The sequence below is a fragment of the Streptomyces mayteni genome (assembly GCF_054783955.1).
Genome location: NZ_BAAGPR010000149.1, coordinates 1 through 14,248, shown reverse-complemented (window position 1 = coordinate 14,248; position 14,248 = coordinate 1). Strand labels below are relative to the sequence as shown.

General features: G+C 73.4%; 13 protein-coding genes. 10 read left to right on the top strand and 3 right to left on the bottom strand.

Annotation, left to right across the window (positions count from 1 at the left end; translation table 11 throughout):
• The 5 genes from ACYVPE_RS36335 to ACYVPE_RS36315 all read left to right on the top strand — a co-directional run.
• Nucleotides 1-676, top strand: a 676-nt coding sequence (locus ACYVPE_RS36335) for a PEP-utilizing enzyme (RefSeq protein WP_461038094.1), incomplete at its 5' end; no start/stop codon positions are given.
• Nucleotides 673-1,626, top strand: coding sequence for a hypothetical protein (locus tag ACYVPE_RS36330; protein WP_461038093.1), 954 nt, complete (start codon nt 673-675; stop codon nt 1,624-1,626). The genes ACYVPE_RS36335 and ACYVPE_RS36330, both read left to right, overlap by 4 nt.
• Before the next feature lie 123 nt (nt 1,627-1,749).
• Complete coding sequence (locus tag ACYVPE_RS36325) at nt 1,750-2,421, top strand: DUF4142 domain-containing protein (protein WP_461038092.1); 672 nt, start codon at nt 1,750-1,752, stop codon at nt 2,419-2,421.
• Between the two features lie 534 nt (nt 2,422-2,955).
• Nucleotides 2,956-4,398 (top strand): DUF1996 domain-containing protein, encoded by a 1,443-nt coding sequence (locus ACYVPE_RS36320; protein ID WP_461038095.1) that lies wholly within the window; start codon nt 2,956-2,958, stop codon nt 4,396-4,398.
• Nucleotides 4,399-4,594: 196 nt separating this feature from the next.
• Nucleotides 4,595-5,743 (top strand): serine hydrolase domain-containing protein, encoded by a 1,149-nt coding sequence (locus tag ACYVPE_RS36315; RefSeq protein ID WP_461038091.1) that lies wholly within the window; start codon nt 4,595-4,597, stop codon nt 5,741-5,743.
• A gap of 121 nt (nt 5,744-5,864) precedes the next feature.
• Here ACYVPE_RS36315 and ACYVPE_RS36310 read toward each other — a convergent pair whose 3' ends face one another.
• Nucleotides 5,865-6,884 carry a PucR family transcriptional regulator gene (locus ACYVPE_RS36310; RefSeq protein WP_461038090.1) on the bottom strand — a complete coding sequence of 340 codons (1,020 nt, stop codon included), beginning with the start codon at nt 6,882-6,884 and terminating at the stop codon, nt 5,865-5,867.
• Nucleotides 6,885-7,406: 522 nt separating this feature from the next.
• Between ACYVPE_RS36310 and ACYVPE_RS36305 the strand changes: the two genes are divergently transcribed.
• The 3 genes from ACYVPE_RS36305 to ACYVPE_RS36295 are packed head-to-tail and all read left to right on the top strand — an operon-like array spanning nt 7,407 to nt 10,481.
• Nucleotides 7,407-8,006 (top strand): hypothetical protein, encoded by a 600-nt coding sequence (locus ACYVPE_RS36305; RefSeq protein WP_461038089.1) that lies wholly within the window; start codon nt 7,407-7,409, stop codon nt 8,004-8,006.
• Complete coding sequence (locus ACYVPE_RS36300) at nt 7,993-9,471, top strand: NADH-ubiquinone oxidoreductase-F iron-sulfur binding region domain-containing protein (RefSeq protein ID WP_461038088.1); 1,479 nt, start codon at nt 7,993-7,995, stop codon at nt 9,469-9,471. The genes ACYVPE_RS36305 and ACYVPE_RS36300 overlap by 14 nt, the downstream gene beginning before the upstream one ends.
• A 32-nt stretch (nt 9,472-9,503) precedes the next feature.
• Entirely contained in the window at nt 9,504-10,481 is a 978-nt protein-coding gene (locus tag ACYVPE_RS36295; RefSeq protein WP_461038087.1) for an SCO0930 family lipoprotein, read from the top strand.
• A 181-nt stretch (nt 10,482-10,662) separates the two neighbouring features.
• On the opposite strand, the gene ACYVPE_RS36290 is transcribed toward ACYVPE_RS36295, so the two are convergent.
• Nucleotides 10,663-11,157, bottom strand: a complete 495-nt coding sequence (locus ACYVPE_RS36290; RefSeq protein ID WP_461038086.1) for an Lrp/AsnC family transcriptional regulator — start codon at nt 11,155-11,157, stop codon at nt 10,663-10,665.
• A 129-nt stretch (nt 11,158-11,286) separates the two neighbouring features.
• On the opposite strand from ACYVPE_RS36290, the gene ACYVPE_RS36285 reads away from it, so the two are divergent.
• Both ACYVPE_RS36285 and ACYVPE_RS36280 read left to right on the top strand, forming a co-directional pair.
• Nucleotides 11,287-12,063, top strand: a complete 777-nt coding sequence (locus ACYVPE_RS36285; protein WP_461038085.1) for a class I SAM-dependent methyltransferase — start codon at nt 11,287-11,289, stop codon at nt 12,061-12,063.
• A gap of 49 nt (nt 12,064-12,112) precedes the next feature.
• A complete protein-coding gene (locus ACYVPE_RS36280) occupies nt 12,113-13,099 on the top strand; it encodes a CapA family protein (RefSeq protein WP_461038084.1) in 987 nt (328 codons plus the stop codon).
• Between the two features lie 351 nt (nt 13,100-13,450).
• Here the strand turns inward: ACYVPE_RS36280 and ACYVPE_RS36275 are convergent.
• Nucleotides 13,451-14,248: FtsX-like permease family protein (locus ACYVPE_RS36275; protein WP_461038083.1), on the bottom strand; the 798-nt coding region annotated here is incomplete at its 5' end.

Sequence of the window (14,248 nt, the reverse complement as noted above, 5' to 3'; positions counted from 1 at the left end):
GGCCGCACCGGCCGGCCGGGCCACCGCCCACGACGACGCCCCGACAACCGGCTCCGACGCGGGCCCGGCGGCACAGCCGGCCCTCGGCGGCACGCCGGGCCCGGGCCCGGCACGGCCCGCCGCCCAGGCGCCGGCGGCGCCCCGACCTCCGGACCCGTCCTCGTCGCCCAACGCGCCCGAGCAGGGCGACGCGCCCGAGCGGGGCTCGGTCGGAACGTTGCGGTGGGGGGAGTTGGCGCGGGTGTTGGCGGGTGGGGCGGTGCCCGGGGACTGGTCGGGGCGGCGGGTGGTGGCCGGGGTGCCGTTGCCCGACCGGTTCCGGGTGGCCGAGGGCGGCGTCGTGGTCGCCGAGGGGACCCGTGATCCGGCCGCCGGTCGGGGCGTGACCGGCGGCCGGGTCACCGGCGTCGCGTGGGACGGGGTGGCCGAACCGCCGCCCGGCGGCGCCGTGTTGGTGGTGCGGCACCTCGATCCGACGCTGGCGCCGCTGCTGCCCTCGCTGGCCGGGCTGGTCGCCCAGACCGGCAGCCCGCTCTCGCATCTCGCCGTGCTGGCACGCGAGTTGGGGCTGCCCACCGTCACCGGCGCCGCGGAGGCGGTGCGTCGCTTCCCGCCCGGGACGCCGCTGCTGGTCGACGGCGGCACCGGCGAGGTCGTCGAGGTGGCGCGGCCATGAGGAGCGCGCGGCTTGCCGGTTACCTGTTCGGCGGCGCCGCCGCGCTGGGCGCCGCGGCCTATCTGGTGATCTACCTCTACCGCTGGCAGTGGCAGCGCACCATCATCTGCGGCGTGCTGCTGCTCGTGGTCGAGGTGCTGCTGCTCGGCCTGGCCGTCCTGGACCGCGTCGGCCGCCTCGAACAGCGGCTGCGCGAGGGCGACCTGCGGCGGGAGGAGGCGCACGAGCGGCTGCGCGCCGAGCTGCTCGCCGAGCTGCGCGGGCCCGAGGAGGCGAGCGGTCGGGCCAGGCCGCCGCGCTTCGCCTGGCTGCTCGACGGGGGTGTGGACGACGGCCGTCGCACGTTCGTGTTCGTGCCGGTCCTGATGGCCACCGGCGTGGCGCTGTCCGGCGTCGCCTGGCTGGTGGAGCGGGTCGCCGGGGCCACCCTCCGGCCGGCCGCCGACCGGCGGCTCGCCGGCCGGCTCACCCCGCTGGCCGCGCCGCCCGGCGGGCCGACCGCCGGCACGGCCCCCGAGCTGCCGGAACGCCCGCTCGGCGGCCCGTGCCCGGCGCGTCGCCGCTGGCCGCGCACCGTGGGCTGGCTGTTGGCCGGGCTGGCGTGCGTCGGCCTCTTCGAGGGCCTCGCCGAACTGACCGAAACCGATCCCCCGGAACGCGGCGCGGCGGCGGCCACGTCGGTACTGTTCGAGATCGAGGCCAACGGCGTGGACGACGGTCGGGTCACCTTGGCGGCGCGCCAACTCTGGGAGCGCTGCCGCGACGCCACCGCCGTTCCGCTGGAACGGGCCGGCCTGACCGACCTCGAAGGGGGCCTGTTCGCGGCGACGGCGCACCCGTCGCTCAGCGAGCACGACGTCCATCGGCTGCTCGGCTGCCTGGAGGACGCCAGCGTCGACCGCGTGCAACTGCGGATCGTCGGAACGGGATCCATCGAAGCCAGCGGATAGTAGCAGCAACTCCCGGGGTCCTACGGGACTTTGTCGGTTGGTGATGATTCCGGTAGCGAGTCGACCGGCCAGCACTAGCGTCCACCGCACTCCCCCGTAACCGGCCTGGAGGGCGCAGTTCGCATGGCTACTCGACGATCCGGCATCGCCGGCGCGTTCACTTCGGCTCACACCGTGGGCACCGCGCTTGTCATCGGCGCGCTCGCGCTGACGATGGCCGCCCTGCTCATCCCCGTCAGCCTCTTCGAGCGTGTCGCCAACGCCGGCCCGAACGTCGAGGTCGGCCCGCCGGCCACGTTCACCGACGACGGCCGGGGCACTCTGGACACCCAGTACGGTCCGCTCACCGCGCTGGACCGCGACTTCGTACGCCGGGTGCGGCTGGCCGGGCTCTGGGAGGGGCCCGCCGGCCGCCAGGCGATCGAGCGCGGCAGCAGCGACGCGATGCGGACCGCGGGCGAGCACCTCGTCGACGGGCACGCCCTGCTCGACGAGATGTCCGTGAACGCGGGTCGCGAACTGGGCATCGACATGCCTACCCAACCGAATGAACAGCAACAGGGATTTCTCAACCAGTTCTCGGCCGCCAGCGGCGCCGAGTACGAATACCTGTTCGCAAACATCCTGCGTCGGGCACACGGTCAGGTATTCGGGCTTGTCGCCCAAGTCAGACACACGACCGAGAATTCCATGGTTCGGGAGCTGGCGGACCAAGCGAACGAAACTGTGCTCGACCACATCACGCATCTGGAGTTGACGGGACTGGTCGACTACGCGCAGCTGACCGATGCCTGACCCATTCCCTGAGGGCTGACTTCCGGATCCCGAATCGCTGGATCCCTGTATGAGACGGAGCAATTCATGAGTCGGCAGACACACAAACGCTCGCGAGGCAGAACAAAAGCCGTGGCGTTGGTGACCGCGCTGGTGGTCGGGGGCGGCGGTGCGGTGGTCGTCGCCCAGCAGGCCTCGGCCGGCTGGGGCCGGGGTGGCGACGGCGGAGGCTGGTCACGCGGGCACCAGGCGGCGTGGAAACCGGGCGGCACGATCCAGTGCCCGGACGTCGGACAGAACATGGAGGTGCTGCCGGCCAACGCCAGGACCGACGTCGGCCAGGCCCTCGCCGATCTCGACCAGCAGGTCGCGGACGCCTACGGGCAGATCCCGACCAACGAGGCCGAGGTCGCCGATGCCGAGCCGGGCGACTCGCGGCAGGTCCTCGGTGACCTGGAGAACCAGCGCGAGGAGACCATCCAGGGCATCATCGACGCCACCGGCGTGGAAGGCCAGCAGGCCAACCGGCTGCGCCGGATGAGCCCCTGTCAGGTGATGCCGCCGGCCAACCCCGTGGACACCGCGCCGCCGCCGGCGGAGGGTGAAGCGGGCGGCGGCGGGTCCATCGAGTGCCCGGACGTCGAGGTCGGGGACGTCCCGGCCAACGCGCAGGCCGAGGTGGACCGCGAGCTCGGGCTGTTGCAGACGCAGATCGACGAGGCCAACGCCCGGCTGGCGAGCTCGGCCGGCGAGGGCGGCCCGAACTTCGTGGACAACGCGATCCTCGGCCCGCTGGCGGACAAGCGCACCGCCGCCATCGACCGGATCAGGATCGCCATCGAGCGGACGGGCGCGGTCGCGCCGACCGGACTGCAGGACTTCGCACGGTGCGAGGTCGGCGGCGGGGGCGGCGGCGCCGACCCGGTCGACACCCCGCCGGAGGAGGGCGGTGACGGCGGCGATGGCGGCGACGGTGGCGAGGCGCCCCCGCCGGTGTCCGGCGGTCCGTTCCCCGAGGACTTCGTCGACATCACCACGGTCACGCCCAACGTGACCCCGCCGCCCGCCGATAACGGCAACGGCTCGACCGGCACGTTCACGGTCGACTGCGGCACCAACGAAGAGGGCCAGTTCAACTCCGACAACGTGATCGTGGCCCCCGGCGTCTCCAACGGCGCCCACCACCTGCACGACTACATCGGCAACATCGGGGTCGACGCCTTCGCGACGGACGAGAGCATGGCCGCCGCGGACACCACCTGCACCAACGGCGACCAGTCGACCTACTACTGGCCGGTGCTGCGCGTCCTCGACGAGGACGGCGACGGGACCATCGACGCGGCCGGCGGCCACAACGGCGACCACAACGGTGGCGGCGCCGGTGACGGCGGCAACGGCGGTGGCGGCGACGCGGGCCAGATCGGCCGCGACGACGTGCCCCCGATCGACGACGAGCTGGACAACGCCCACAACAGCGGCCGCGTCCTCGAACCGGTCGAGGTCAGCCTCACCTTCCAGGGCAACGCGACCAGCCAGGTCGTCGACATGCCGCGCTTCCTGCGGATCATCACCGGCGACGCCAAGACGCTGACCAATGGCCTGGGCAACGCCAACGCCTCCTGGAGCTGCACCGGCTTCGAGGACTCCGTGCAGCTGACCGAGCAGTACCCGCTCTGCCCGCAGGGCAGCAACCTGGTCCGCACCTTCGACTTCCAGAGCTGCTGGGACGGCCAGAACGCGGACAGCGCCAACCACCGTACGCACGTGGCGTTCGCCGGGCAGGACGGCTCCTGCGGCGGCGGCTTCCAGGCCATCCCGCAGCTGGTGCAGCGGATCGTCTACGAGGTCCCGCCGGGCCCGGTGTTCGCGGTGGACAGCTTCCCCGAGCAGCTGCACGCCCCGTCGACCGACCACGGTGACTTCATCAACGTCATGAACGAGCAGCTCATGGCCGAGGCCGTGGCCTGCATCAACGAGGGTCGCGAGTGCGGCCCGTGACGAGGCGGCGATAGCCGCGGTCATCCCTGACTGACGGGCACCTCCGGGGCGCCAAGCGCCCGCCCCGGAAGGTGCCCGTCCTTTGTGCGTTCCGGGGGCCAACCCCCGGCGCGACGGGGGGACGGCCGGATGGGCCGAGCCCCGTTCCGCTGGTGGGATGGGCGTCGCGCCCGCCCGTTCCGGAGAAGAGGTCACCATGCACGGCTCAGCAAGGCGCCGGCGACGCCGGCTCGTCCTGACCGGCCTGGCCGCGGTCCTGCTCGCCGCGACGACCTGGCCCGCGGCGGCGGCCCGGCCGCGGCCGTCCGACCCGCTCCAGCAGCGGGTGGACGCGATCCACGAGACCGGTGTGGTCGGCGTGTTCGCCGAGGTGACCTCGCCAGGCACGCGGGACAGCGCACGCGCCGGAACGGCCGTGCGGGGCACCGGGATACCGATGCCACGGGACGGCAGGTTCCGGATCGGCAGCGCCACCAAGACCTTCACCGCCACCGTCGTGCTGCAACTCGTCGACGAGGGGCGGCTTTCCCTGGAGGACGCCGTCGAGGAGTGGCTGCCGGGCGTGGTGCGGGGCGACGGCGACGACGGCCGTCAGGTCACCGTGCGGCAGCTGCTGCGACACACCAGCGGCATCCCCGACATCCTGCCGGAGATCGCCGCCCTGAACAGCGCGGACGGCTACCGGGCCGAGCGGTTCCGCGGCTACACCCCCGAGGAGCTGGTGGCGCTGGCGACGGGATCCCCGCGCGACATCGCTCCCGGCGACGACTGGTCGTACTCCAACACCAACTACGTGCTCGCCGCGATGATCATCACCGAGGTCACCGGCCGGAGTTGGGCCGCCGAGGTGGCCGACCGGATCATCCGCCCGCTGGGCCTGGCGGGCACCAGCACCCCCGACACCTTCCCGTTCGTCCTCGGCCCGCACGCCAGGAGCTACGCCGCGTTCGGCACCGACACCCTCGTCGACGTCACGGTGCTGAACCCGAGCATGGCCGTCGGCTCCGGCTCGATCATCAGCACCACGCGCGACCTGAACCGGTTCTACGCCGCGCTGCTCGGCGGCGAACTGCTGGACCGGGCGCGGCTCGACGAGATGACGACCACCGTGCCGGCGCCCGCTCTCGGCCTGGAGTACGGGCTCGGTCTTGCCGAACTCCCGTTGTCCTGCGGCGGCGGCTACTTCGGCCACGTGGGCGAGCTGCTCGGCTACCGCACCTGGGTCGGCGCCACCGCCGACGGGACGAGGACCGCCGCGGTGTACGTCACCAGCGACGGCGGCCAGGACACGCAGCTGGCCATGAGCGCGCTCGTCGACCAGGAGCTGTGCGGGGCCCGCCCCTAGCGCATGTCCAGCGACGAGGAGGGCCTGCCGGGCGGTGATCCGCCTGGCAGGCCCTCCTCATGTGCGCTTCCGCGCTGCCCCGTTCTGTCTGTCGTCCCGGTCGCTCCGTCGGTCGCCTCCCCTACCGGCCGTTGACGCGGGCCTCGCGGGCCACGTCCATCGGCCGCAGCGCCATGGCCGCGGTCCTCGCCCGCCGGCTGATCCTGGCCTGCACGTCCCGCACCTGGCCGAGCAGCCGGCGGCTGTGCAGCGTCATCTCCAACTCGAAGCGGCTGCGCGGGTCCCGCAGCACCGGGCCGAACAGCTTCTCCAACTGCCGCAGCCGGTAGTGCACGGTCTGCGGGTGCACGTTCAACGTCTTGGCCGCCTCGGGCGCGCCGCCGCCCTCCAGCCAGGCGAGCAGCGTCGTCTCGAGACGCGCGCTCTGCGCGGGCTTCAGCGACTCGAGCGGACGCAGCCAGCGGGTCGAGAGCGCGCGGACCAGGGACTCGTCCTGGAGCAGCAGCAGCGCGGGCAGATGGTCCTCGACGAACAACACCTGGGCGTCAGGCGCCAGTTCGACGAGACGGCGCGCCCAGCGCAGCGAGGAGCGGGCCTCGGCGAGCGGCACGGCGTGCCCGACGGCGGCGGCCCGGCCGCGCGGCAGCGCGCGGCGCAGCTCGGGGCGCGCCTCCGGGTCGGGGTCGGGGATCAGGGCGCAGGGCCTGCCGTCCGTGATGCCGATCAGCGGGTCGCCCAACGTGTCGGTGGCGAAACGCAGTTCACCCGGCGCGCCGAGCACCACGGCCTGCACGCTGGTGGGCAGCGGCCAGGCCGCGCGCTGGGCGAGCGGCGCCAGGGAGGCCAGGGCCTCGTCGGAGAGCGCGGTGCCCGTGGTGAGCGCGGCGAACAGCTCCTGGCGAGCCCGCTCGCGGGTCAGCGAGCCGTACTCGCCGTCCTCGTCCGCGAGGGTCTCGGGCTCCGGGCGGCTGAGGGCGCCGCGCAGGGCGGCCTCGACCTCGGAACGCATCTCCGCGCGGCGGCGCTCCTCGGGCAGCGCCGACATGGCTGACACGCGGTCGAGCAGCGCGTCGGCCACCTCGTCGGCCAGGGCGGGCAGCTCCCTGGGGCTTAACCAGATGTGGTCCAGAAGGGCACGCATCTCGGATCTCCTTCGCGTCGGGTGTGGACCCGACAGATCGCGGGCATTGCGTCAGAAGAACGTCGGAAGAACATCGCACAAGGTACTCAAAAAAATCCGTCATTGCGTTTTCCGGGGCGTCTTCGCAATTATTTAAGTCGCCTTTAAGGACCCTTTCAGGTTCCCTTGAATTTCCCGGTCAGCAAAGACAGGACTGGTTTTTTCTTAGCCCTTGCCGCAGGTGGAGCGGCTGGACGGGCAGAAATTTATCACGCTCGGATAATCGCGCAATCCCGTGCGCCGATATTCGACATGCTGCGGTCACGGCGCTTGTCCCGGAGGTTTAGCCCGATGACCACCTACCCACCCCCAGAGATCAAGTCGGCTTCTCGCCGTCGCGCATCTCACCGAGCCGCGACCCCCAGGTCGCAGCGTGCGCTCCGCGGCCAGGTCCGCGGCCCGGTCCAGGCCCCGGGCCGCGGGCCCGTCGGCGGAGCGCGCGGACCAGGCGGCGATCGCGGTCCGCGGCTCATCGCCGCCTATGTGGCGGGCGCGACCATGGTCGTGCTGCTGGCCGCGGCGAACGCCGGGGTCTTCGGACACCTCTGGTTCTTCCTCGACTGGGGGGCCGGCGTGGCCGCGCTGGTCGCCCTGAGCGGCACGACGCTGTGGGGCGTGGTCTCCACCGACCGGATCGTCTTAGCCCCGGGCCACCGGCTGCTGGCCCAGGGCGTGCACCGCGGCCTGGCGGTGGCGGGGCTGACGTTCCTCGCCCTGCACATCTGGGTCAAGATCGCCAACGAGCGGGTCACCGCCTCCATGGCCTTCGTGCCCTTCACCGCGGACAGACGCGCGGTGCTGATCGGACTCGGGACCATCGCCGCCTACCTGTTCCTGGTGACCGCCGTCTCCGGCGCCGTGCGGAGCGTGTTCGCCACCCCGCGCAAGGCCCGCTGGTGGCGCGCCATCCACATGAGCGCCTACCTGGCCTGGGGCGCCTCGATGGTCCACGGCCTCAAGGCCGGCCGGCCGGTGAGCGGTTCCTGGGTCACCATCGCCTACTTCGCCGCGATCGTCGGCGTGGCCATCGTGCTCGGCCACCGGATCATCGCCCGCAGGAGGCTCGTCAATGAGCGTTCCTAAGCGTCCCGCGCTCGCCGTCGTCGGCCAGCCGCGCCTGCTGGCCGGGCTCGACGTCGCCACCCGCCTGGACCGTGTCGGGCATCTCACGGTTCACGGCCCGCTCCCCCGGCTGCGGTTGGAGGAGGTGATCGCTCTCGCGGAGAACATCGATCTGCGCGGCCGGGGTGGGGCGGGCTTCCCGTTCGCCAGGAAGCTGAAGGGCGTCGTCGAGGCGGCGGGCCGCCGCGGCATGGCACCCCACGTGGTGATCAACGGCAGCGAGGGCGAGCCCAGTTGCCTCAAGGACAAGGAACTGCTGCTGCGCACCCCGCACCTGGTGCTCGACGGCGCGCTGCTGGCGGCCGAGGCACTGGGCGCGGACCGGATCGCGATCGGCGTCACCAGGACCGACGTGGAGAAGTCGGTGCGGGACGCGGTGGCCGAGATGCCGCCAGGCACCCGGCAGATCGAGGTGACGTACCTGCCGGAGCGGTTCGTCACCGGCGAGGCGTCCGCGCTGACCCGCGGCATCGAGGGCCTGACCGCGCTGCCCGCCGGGCGCAAGGTCCGCTCCACCGAGAGCGGCCTGGCCGGCGCCCCCACCCTGTTCTCCAACACCGAGACGTTCACGCAGCTCTCGGTGGCCTCCCGGCTCGGCGCCCTCTCCTACCGCGAGTTGGGCCTGCCGAACGAACCGGGCACGGTGCTGCTGAGCGTGGCAGGCAAGTTCGTGGTCGAGGCGCCGGTCGGCACCCCGCTGCGCGACGTGCTGTGGCTGTGCGGCATGCCCGACCCGGGGCAGGGCGTGCTGATCGGCGGCTACCACGGCCGGTTCATCGACGCCGACGCCGCGAAGGAGACGACGCTCGACCGGGACGCGCTCAAGCGGTACGACGCGGTGCTGGCCGCCGGCGCGGTGATGCCGCTGCCGCACGGGACCTGCCCGGTGGGCGAGACCGTCAAGGTCGCCCGCTGGATGGCCGACCAGTCCGCGAACCAGTGCGGACCGTGCGCGCTGGGGCTGCCCTCGATCGCCGAGGCGCTGAACCGGGCCGCGAACGGCGGCGGTCTCAACGCCCTCGACGCGGTGCGCAACCGGGTGCTCTCGGTGCGGAAGCGCGGCGCGTGCAGCCACCCGGACGGCACCGCCAACTTCGTGAACTCGGCGCTGAACTCGTTCCTCACCGAGTTCACCGACCACGCGGTGGGCCGCGGCTGCGGGCGCCCCACCGTCGGCTCGCTCGCCGTGCCGCCGGAGCCGATCGCGCTGCCGGCGGCGACCTCGGACAGCGGACCGAAGCTGCTCGTGGACTGGACGCTGTGCCGGGGCCACGGGCTCTGCGCCGACGTGCTGCCAAGCGTGGTCGCCCTCGGCCCCGACGGCTACCCCGACAGCGCCACGTACAACCTCCCGGCGGACACCAGCAAACAGGCCGTACGCGCCATCCGCCGATGCCCGGAACTGGCCCTCCGACTAGCCAACTGACCAACCTCCACCCCACATTTCAAGGAGCAACCATGACAACTCAGCTCACTCGCCAGCGCTTTCCGCACCGCTCGGCGCTGACCGTGGCGGCGGTGGCCAGCCTCTTCCTCACCGTCGCGTGTGGCGGAGCCGACGACGGCAGCACCACCACCATCGAGAACGCGGGCTCCGCCCAGGACAGCGGCTACGACTACGGCGACGGCTACGGCGGCGACGACTCGGGCGCCTCGCCCCAGTTGGGCGAACCCGCCGGCGAACTCGCCGTCGCCGAGGACTCGGAGCTGGGGGAGGTGGTCACCGACGCGGAGGGCTTCACGCTCTACCGCTTCGAGAACGACACCGCCGATCCGCCGGTCTCCAACTGCGAGGGCGACTGCCTGGTTGCCTGGCCCGCGGTGCCGGCCGACGACGCGGCGGCGGCCGCCGGGATCGACGAATCGCTGCTCGGTGAGGTCGAACGCTCGGACGGCAGCCTGCAGTTGACGCTCAACGGCTGGCCGGTCTACCGCTACGCGGAGGACACCGCGCCCGGTGACGTCAACGGCCACGGCGTCGGCGGCGTCTGGAACGCGCTGGCCCCGAGCGGCGCCCCGGCCGGCTCCGACGCGGCCGAGGGCGGCGGCGGCGCCGAGGCGGGCGGCGAGTTCGACGAGCTCAACATCATCGACGACCCCGAACTCGGCGAGATCGTCTCCGACTCGGAGGGCCGCACCCTCTACCGCTTCGACAACGACACCGCCTGGCCGATGTCGACCGGCTGCCTGGACGCCTGCCTCGAGACCTGGAAGCCGGCCGAGTTCATCGACCCGGCGGTCGCGGAGGAGCTGGGCTTCGACCCCGAGCTGATCATCCCGTTCGAGCGCCCCGACGGCACCACGCAGCTGACCATCGACTGCTGGCCGGTGTACTACTTCACCGGTGACCAGGAGCCCGGCGACACCACTGGCCACGGCGCCCAGGACCTCTGGTGGGCCGTGACCCCCGAGGGCGGCAAGGCCGGCGGCGCCTGATCCCGCACCGCACGACGCGTCCCCCCACGTAACCCCCCACAACACCACCCCCCCACAACCAATCCCCCACAACCAGATCCACTTCCGTCCCCCCACAGGCCGCCCGGGGCTCCCTCCCCGCCCCGGGCGGCTTCCCCCTTTCCCGGGCCGACTCCCCCACTACGCCCGCACTACGTCCCCGCTACGCAAGGGACTTGGGATCCTCCGGCGCGCTCCTGGCCGGCAGCGGCGCCAGCACCCCGGTGCCGGCCGTCTCGCGGTAGATCATCGAGCTGCGGAAGCCGACCACCTCGCGTCGCGCGCTGAACCGGTCCATCAGGAACGCGTGCAGGTGCTCGATGTCCGGCACCGCCACATGCACCACGAAGTCGTCGTCGCCCGACACCACGTACACCGAGAGCACCTCGGGCAGCCGGGACAGATAGCTCTCGAAGCCGGTGATCACCTCCCGGCTCAGCGGCCGCAGCCGCGCGAAGACCAGCGCCTGGAGCGACCGGCCGAGGGCGCGCGGCTCCACCGCCGCGTGGTAGCCGGTGATGACGCCACGGGACCGCAGCGCCCGCACCCGCTCCAGGCAGGTGGACGGCGCGACGCCCACCAGGCGCGCCAGCTCGCGGTTGGTCAGCCGTCCGTCGCGCTGGAGATGGGTGAGGATCGCCGAATCAATGTCGTCCATGGCCGCCATTCTGCCGCCAAAACCGAACATCGTTCGGCGAGCGGCCTGCCGTCCCGCATCCCGGACTAGGTTCGCTCCCGGCCCACCGGACCCCGGAGCGGCCGGATCCCGGAGAGAAAGGGCGCCACCATGACGCTCGCCGTCCCCTCCCCCGCCGACCACTACGACCGGCTGCTCGCCGAGCACTACACCTGGATGCTGGGCGGCGACCCGGCCGGGCTGGCCGCCACCCAGCGGGCGTTCCTCGCCGACCTCGGCGTCGCGCCGGGCCCGGCCGGCACCGTCGCCGTGGACCTGGGGTGCGGCCCTGGCCACAGCAGCCTCGCCCTGGCCGCGCTGGGCTTCGACCCGGTGTTCGCCGTGGACCTGAGCGCGCCGCTGCTCGCCGAGCTGGCCGCGCAGGCGGCCGAAGAGCCGGCGGTCAGGACCGTCAGGTCCGACCTGCGCGGGGCGCTGCCCGCGCTGGTCAGGCCCGGTTCCGCCGCGATCGTCGTCTGCCTCGGCGACACGCTGACCCACCTGCCGACCCGCGGGGACGTGGCCGCGCTGCTCGGCGAGATCGCCCACGCCCTGGCCCCCGGCGGCCGGGCGGTGCTCTCCTACCGCGACCTGACCGTGCCGCTCACCGGCACCGACCGCTTCCTCCCGGTGCGGGCCACCGAGGACCGGATCATGACCTGCTTCCTCGAGTACCCGGACGACTTCGACGACTACACGGTCGTCGTCCACGACCTGGTGCACCGGCGCGGCCCCGACGGCGCGTGGACGCTGCACACCGGCAGCTACCGCAAACTGCGCCTGGCGCACGGCTGGGTCCTCGACCAGTGCCGCACCGCGGGGCTGCGGGTGGTGCACGACGCGCCGGTCCCGGCCGGCGGGATGCGGACCGTGGTCCTGGAGCGCTGACCGGGCTCGGCTGGCCGGGCCCCGTCCCCGGTGCCAGGCTTGAGGGACGATGACCGAACGCCCGACCGGCCCGACGGCGCGGCTGGCGCTGGCCGGGGACACCATGCTGGGCCGTGGCGTGGCCGAGGAGATCGGCCGCCACGGCACGGCGGCGCTGCTCGCCGACGGGCTCCGGGCCGAACTGGCCACGGCCGACGCCGTGTTCCTCAACCTGGAGTGCTGCGTCTCCGACCGGGGCGCGCCGATCCCGATCCCCGGCAAGCCGTTCTTCTTCCGCGCCCCGCCCGAGGCCGCCGAGGCCCTGGCCAGGCTCGGCGTGCGGGCGGTGACGCTGGCCAACAACCACGCGCTCGACTACGGCCCCGAGGCCCTGCTCGACACCCTCGACCACCTGGCCGCGGCCGGCATCCTGACGGTGGGCGCGGGACCCGACGCGACGGCGGCCAGGGCGCCGGCCACCCTCACGGTGGGCGGGCTGCGGATCGGGCTGCTCGGCGTCACCGACCACCCCGCCGAGTACGCGGCGGGCCCCGGCCGCCCCGGCGTCGCCCACGCCGACCTGACCGCCGGCGTCCCCGACTGGCTGGCCGAGGCGCTGGCCGCGCTGCGCGAACGGGTCGACGTGGTGCTGCTGTTCACGCACTGGGGCCCCAACATGGTGTCGGAGCCGGTGCCGCACGTCCGCCGCGTGGCGCCCGCGCTGCTCGCGGCCGGCGCCTCGCTGATCGTCGGCAGCTCCGCGCACGTCTTCCACGGGCTGACCCGCCAGGTGCTCTACGACCTCGGCGACTTCATCGACGACTACGCCGTCGACCCGGCGCTCCGCAACGACCTCGGCGTCGTCGTCCTCACCACCCTCGACGCGGACGGGCCGCGCCGCACCGAGGCACTGCCGATCGCCCTCGACTACGCCCGCGTGCGGCTTGCCGTCGACGGCGAGTGGGCGCGGGTGGCGGCCCGGCTGACGGCGGCCTGCGCGGAGGGCCCCCGGCGGTCAGGGGATCGGCTGGTGTGGGACTGGCCACCGGCGGACTGAGCCGGCAGTCCCGTGGGGCGAGAGCGGTCTCCGCCGGGCCACGCTGAGCGCTGCGGAGGAGGCGGTGCGACCGGCGATCCTTCACCTTCACCTCCGGCGCCATCGTGGCTGATCGCGCAGTTCCCCGCGCCCCTTTGGGGCGCCACCAAGCTGAGGCCGGCGTGAACCGTCCGGCGGAGCCGCAGGGCCGGCCCGGGGCGGCGTGCCTCTGGTCTGCCCTCGGCGGGCGACGACGCGGGCCCGGCCTCCGGCCGGGCCTCGCGCCGGTGGCGGGCCTACGGCCCGCCACCGCACGACCGCAGGCCCAGCCAGCGCAGCGCCGTCGCGGCCCCAGCCAGCGCAGCGGCGTCGCTACGCCGCCACCGCCACGGCCTGGATGGCCGGGGTGCGCAGGGCCCGCCGGGCCGTCCACAGGCTGGTCGCCATCGTCGCGGCGACCGCGATCGCGGCCGTGCCGAGCCAGATCGGGATCGTCTCCACCGGCAGCCCGGCCTCCAGCCTGACGTCGGCGAAGGCGACGGCCCCCGCGAGGCCCGCCACGGTGCCGAAGAACAGCCCGATCACGGCGAGCAGCCCGCTCTCGGTGGCCACCATCGTCAGCACCTGCCGCGGCGTGGCGCCCGCCAGCCGCTGCCCGCCGAACTCCTGGCGCCGGTAGGAGGTCGCCGCGTAGAGGCTGTTGACGAGCATGACGCAGCAGAAGGCCGCGATGATGCCGACGACCACCAGGTTCAGCGTCTCCACGTTCTTGTCCTCGACGGACTTGGCGATTCCGGCGGCCTCGATCGCGTCGCTCTCGATCACCTGGATGCAGATCGTGGCGATCGTGATCCCGGTGAAGAGGACGAGCGTCATCAGCACGCCGGCCAGACTCGCCGCACGCTGCCGGGTGTTGTGCACGGCGAGGTAGCCGCCGGCGCCGGTCAGCGCCGCGATGGGGCGGCCGAAGAACCGGAGCAGCGTCCGCAGCAGACCGCCGGAGAGCGTCGCGAACCCGACGGACAGCATGATCGCGCCGTAGGCGGGGGCCGCCATCAGGGCCGGCTCCGTCGAGTCGATGGCGTAGGTGGCGGCCACGCCGCCGGCCCCGCCGACCAGCGCCAGGACGCCGCCCGCGGTGCGGAGCCGGGCCCGCGGCGCCCGGCCGCC